At 73.9% G+C, this 5013-nt stretch carries 5 protein-coding genes; 2 read left to right on the forward strand and 3 right to left on the reverse strand.

Annotated features, from left to right (window positions below):
- The coding region (locus ACWDS7_RS46425; RefSeq protein WP_451934504.1) for an MFS transporter at nucleotides 1-1318 on the reverse strand (1318 nt) is incomplete at its 3' end.
- Between the two features lie 132 nt (nucleotides 1319-1450).
- On the opposite strand from ACWDS7_RS46425, the gene ACWDS7_RS46430 reads away from it, so the two are divergent.
- Complete coding sequence (locus tag ACWDS7_RS46430) at nucleotides 1451-2590, forward strand: sensor histidine kinase (RefSeq protein WP_451934505.1); 1140 nt, start codon at nucleotides 1451-1453, stop codon at nucleotides 2588-2590.
- Nucleotides 2587-3240, forward strand: coding sequence for a response regulator (locus ACWDS7_RS46435; protein ID WP_451934506.1), 654 nt, complete (start codon nucleotides 2587-2589; stop codon nucleotides 3238-3240). The genes ACWDS7_RS46430 and ACWDS7_RS46435 overlap by 4 nt, the downstream gene beginning before the upstream one ends.
- A 2-nt stretch (nucleotides 3241-3242) precedes the next feature.
- On the opposite strand, the gene ACWDS7_RS46440 is transcribed toward ACWDS7_RS46435, so the two are convergent.
- The gene (locus ACWDS7_RS46440) at nucleotides 3243-4514 is read right to left on the reverse strand and encodes a serine hydrolase domain-containing protein (protein ID WP_451934507.1); all 1272 of its coding nucleotides are present in this window, start codon (nucleotides 4512-4514) and stop codon (nucleotides 3243-3245) included.
- Between the two features lie 96 nt (nucleotides 4515-4610).
- A complete protein-coding gene (locus ACWDS7_RS46445) occupies nucleotides 4611-4781 on the reverse strand; it encodes a hypothetical protein (protein WP_451934508.1) in 171 nt (56 codons plus the stop codon).
- Between the last annotated feature and the right edge of the window lie 232 nt (nucleotides 4782-5013).

Here is a 5013-nt window from a genome sequence, read left to right on the forward strand (position 1 = left end):
ACCACGACCCGAGGGCCGCGGGGACGAGCAGCAACAGCAGCGCGCCGCGCAGGTCGAGGAAGGCAGTGGCCAGGGCCAGCAGCCCCGCGCCCGCTAGGCCGCCGACCGCGACGATCAGCCCCAGCGCGGCCATGGCGTGCGGCCGGTCGGCGGGCCGGACGACTGAGAGGGCGCCGATGAACAGGCACGGCCCGATCACCGCCAGGAACGCCTGGCCCAGCGCGAGCAGGGCCAGCAGCAGCCACAGCGCCGGCGCGACCGCGGACAGGGCGAACGCCGTGGCGGCCGCGGCCAGCGCCCCGCCCGACAGCGCCATGAACCGCGCCGGTCCCGCCCGGTAGGCCGCCTCCGCCCTGGCCCCGAAGGCGGCCAGCGCTGCGATCGACACCGCCGCGGCGGCACCGGTGAACAGCCCTCGCTGGCCGGGCGTGAGCGCGTACTCCTGCTCCAGCAGGGTCGAGACCACCACGCCGTACGGCGCGGCCAGCGCCCCTATCGCGGTGAATCCCACGCACATCCGGCGGATGGTCGGGATGCGCAGGGTCCGCACGAGCGCCGCCCCGAAGCCGGTCGTCCCCTCGTCCGCGGCCGGCGCGGGGGCACCCGACCTGGCCTGGAGCTCGGCCACGTCCCAGCGGCCCAGAACCGGCTCGCGCAACCGCAGCGCGTACAGGCAGGCCGCCAGCGACAGCCCGCCGAGCGTCGCGAACACCGCCCGCCAGTCCATGCCGAGCCACGACACCAGCGCCGCGACGACCAGCGGCCCCAGGACGCCGGCCAGCGGCGACGAGGCGGAGTACAGCGACATCACCCGCATGCGGGCGGGCGGCGGGTAGGCGTCCACGAGCAGCGGCGGATGCAGCACCGCCACCGTGCCGGTGGTGGCCCCGTTGACCAGCATGAGCGCGGCCAGCGAGAGCGGCCCTGCCACCGACCCGGTGAACAGCGTGGTCAGGCTCCAGGCGAACCCGGTGCCGACCGCCAGCCGCACCCGATGGGGGTAGCGGCGCAGCAGCGCGGCCACCGCGAACGGAGCGAGCCCCGCCGCCACGCCCTGGGCGGCCACGATTCCCGACAGCGAGCCCGCGTCCATCCCGAGCGAGGCGGCGATCTCGGGTGCCAGCACGCCGAACACCTGGGTCTGGAAGCTGTCCACGACGGCCAGCACGGTCATCGCGACCAGGAACGACAGGCCGGTGCCGTGCTCCCTGAGCGTACGCAGCAGAGGAGCGGTGTCGCCCTCCCTGCCGGTGACGCCCAGGACCGCGCGTGCGTCCTGCCTGCTCAAGGAGGCGTGTTCGCCTGGAAGATCGTTCACGCATCGAGGATCACGCGGTACGGCACGAGCGCACGAGCGCCGAACGGGGGCTTCCCCGTGGCGATCGTAGGCGGTGGCACCCTACTTTCGTCGGATCCGGCCCGCCCATGCGGATCGGTAACGTATGGCGGTATGAACGCGCGGGTCAGAAGGCTGTCGGGGGACGTCGCGCTCGCCGTGGCCGTGGGCGTGGTGGGCGTCGGCAGCGATCTGGCCATCAGCGGCGCGGTGCCCATGGCGCTGGTGCCCGACGTGCCGTGGCAGGGGCTGTGGGTGCAGGTCGCGGGTGCGGCCGCGCTGCTGGGGCGGCGGCGCTTCCCCCTCGCGGTGGCGCTGGCGATGATCCCGCTCGGCTTCATCGAGGTGCCGGTGGCCATGCCGTTCGCGCTGTACGCACTCGGCGCCCACCGCGGCGATCGGCGGCTGCTCGTGGCGGTGACCGGGCTGGCGCTGCTCGTGCTGACCCACCTGTGGGAGGCCGCCGATCTCGCCACGGCCCTGCACCTCATCGCGATCTGCGGCCTGGTGGTCATCCCCGCGACGCTGCTCGGCCTCTACGCCGACAGTCAGCGGCGGCTCAACACGGCGCTCGCCGAGCGGGCCGAACGGGCCGAACGCGAGCAGCGGCTGCTGGTCGAGCAGGCCAGGGCGGAGGAGCGCACCCGGCTCGCCCGCGAGATGCACGACGTCGTCACCCACCACGTCAGCCTGATGGTGCTGCAGGCGGGGTCCCTTCGGATGGCCGCGCCGTCGCCCGAGGTGCGCGACGCGGCCGAGGAACTACGTGCCACGGGCCGGCGCGCGCTCGGGGAACTGCGCGAGGTCGTCGGCGTGCTGCACGACCGGCAGCCCGCCGACCTCGCCCCGCCGCCGACCCTGCTCGACGTCACCCGCCTGGTCGCCGATTCGGGGCTGCCGGTGTCGCTGAGCCAGGACGAGCAGATCGAGGTGTCGGCCCCGCTCGGCCGTACCGCCTACCGGGTGGTGCAGGAGGCGCTGACCAACGCGCGCAAGCACGCGCCGGGCGCGCGGGTCTCCGTCCGCCTGAGCCACCACGACGGCGGGGTCCGCGTCGAGGTGCGCAACCACGCGGCGGACCCGGCGCCCGCCGATCCCCTGCGCCTCGGCCTGCCGCCGTCCGGCACCGGGCTGCTCGGCCTGCGGCAGCGGGTGGAGCTGGTCGGCGGCGCCTTCACCGCCGGCCCGACCGAGACCGGCGGATTCGAAGTGCTGGCGACACTGCCGGGAAAGGGAAGGGGAAGCGCCCGATGATCAGGATCCTGCTCGTGGACGACGAGCGGATGGTCTGCGCCCATCTGCGGGCGATCCTGTCCCGCGCCGACGACCTCGAGGTGGTGGGCGAGGCGCACGACGGCGCCGAGGCGATCGAGGCGATCGTCCGGCTGGCGCCGGACGTCGTGCTGATGGACATCAGGATGCCCGGCGTCGACGGCCTGGCCGCGGCCGAACGCGCCTGCCGGCTGCCCCGCCCGCCGAAGATCATCATGCTCACCACCTTCGACCTGGACGAGTACGCGGTCAGGGCGCTGCGCGCGGGTGCGGTCGGCTTCCTGCTCAAGGACACCGACCCCGAGGATCTGACCGGCATCGTCAGGGTCGCCGCCGACGGGCACGCCGTCGTCTCGCCCGAGCTGACCAGGCGCCTGGTTTCGGCCTTCGCGCCCGGCGAGCCCGCCAGGCGCGCCGCCAGGGCGCTGGTGGACGGGCTGACCGAGCGCGAGACCGAGGTGCTGGTCTGCCTGGCGGAAGGGCTGTCCAACTCCCAGACGGGCAGCCGGTTGTTCCTGAGCGAGACGACGGTCAAGGGATACGTGTCACGGTTGCTCGGCAAGCTCGGCTGCGCCAACCGCACCCAGGCCGCGCTGCTGGCCTACGACGCCGGTCTGGTCAGCCGAGCCTGAGCTCAGACGACCCTGCGGGCGGCGAAGCCGCCGCTGACCAGGCGCACCGCCCGCCCGTCCCTGACCACGAACGCCAGATCCCAGCCCCGCCCGCCGGACAGGTCCTGCTCGGGCAGGAACCGGTGCTCGTCCAGCGGCAGCAGCACCACCGGCGGGCTGAGCGCGCCCGAGGCCACGTCCTCCAGCGTGACGGTCAGCACCCCGTCCACCGCGGTCACCTCGTAGCGCAGGTCGCAGGCGGCGTACCGGCCCTCGTACGGCCCCGTGTCGGCCGTGAGCCGCGTGACGGGCTCCACGTCGGCGGGCCAAGCCCCCAGCACCTCGGCGGCCACGGCGGCGGCCAGCGGATAGCCCGCGTGCGGGCTGTTACACACCACCGCGACGACCACGCCGGTGGAGGGCACCCACAGCAGCGTCGACGAGCCGCCGAGATTGGTGCCGCTGTGGCCGAGCACGGTCGTCCCGCCAAAGTCGCGCTGGTAGGGCCCCAGACACCAGCTGTCGGCGAACCTCCTGGTCGGCAGCGACACCTGCGGCACCTGCATGGCGGCGCATGCCTCGGCCGACAACACGCCGGCGCCCGCCCGGACGAACAGCTCGCCGAACCTGGCCAGATCGGCGGCCGTCGAGCACAGCGTGCTGCCCGCCGGCCCCGAGGCGCGCGAGAACGTCCACGGCCGCACCACCGAGCCGTCGGGCGCGTGCCCCACGGCGACCCTGTGATAGGGCAGCTCCTCCCACAACGTCAGGCACTCGCGCAGCCCGAGCGGCTCGAAGACCCTGCGCCGCAACGCCTCGTCCCAGCTCACCCCGGTCAGCCGGGCGGCCAGCGCGCCGGAGACGACGGTGGAGGCGTTGCTGTAGGAGTAACCGTCGCCCGGGGCGAACAGCATCTCCATGCCGGCCAGCGTCGCCAGGTAGTCGGCCGGGTCGTCGTAGTGCCCGTTGTCGATCCCGCTGCTCATGGACAGCAGGTGGCGCGCGGTCACCGACGCGGTGGCGGCACCGTCCGACAGCCGCAGCTCCGGCAGGTGGCGCACGACCGGCTCGTCCAGGTCCAGCAGCCCGTCGTCGACCAGAGTCATCGCCAGCACCGCGGTGTGCAGCTTGGTCGTCGAGCCGATCTGGATCAGCGTGCGCGGGTCCATCGGCAGGCCCAGCTCGGCGTTGGCGACCCCGGTGGCGGCCTCGCACAACTCGCCGTCGGCGAGCACGGCGACCTGCGCGCCGGTGACGCCCATCCGGCGGGCGGCCTCGGTCAACATCTCTTCCATGGAGACCGAGTCTCGGCCGCCCACCCCTCCCCCATCAAGGCAATGGCGGGCGCAGCCCACCTTCGCCACGGCAGGACCGTACTTTGGTGTGGCCTTTCAGAAGCCGAACTGGGCGAAAGGCCGCCCGTCGCCGATCTCCCGCAGTGCCGCCGCCGGGTAGTCGACCATGCCGTCGGGCAGCCGGTTCAGCGGATGCAACCCCAGCGTGTCGCACTTGCCCGGCTCGGTGGATCCTCGCCAGCACTCGGGTGTCCGGCAAGAGATCAAGTCTCACCGAACCCAGGGCGGTTCACTCACCGCCCGGATGGGTTCCCTGCGACGACCAATTCCGGGTGATGGCCGCCGTCACCCTGAGCAACAGCGCCTCCGACGGCACGTTCGACGTCCCGGGAGCCGGCCGGAGGGTCTCCTGACCTGCTCCCCGACGCGGGGGCGGTCACCGCCCGATGCGGCGCCGGAGCCGTCCGTGCCGCCGCAGGCCGCGGCCAGCAGGCCGGTG

This window comes from Streptosporangium sp. NPDC003464 (assembly GCF_053588315.1).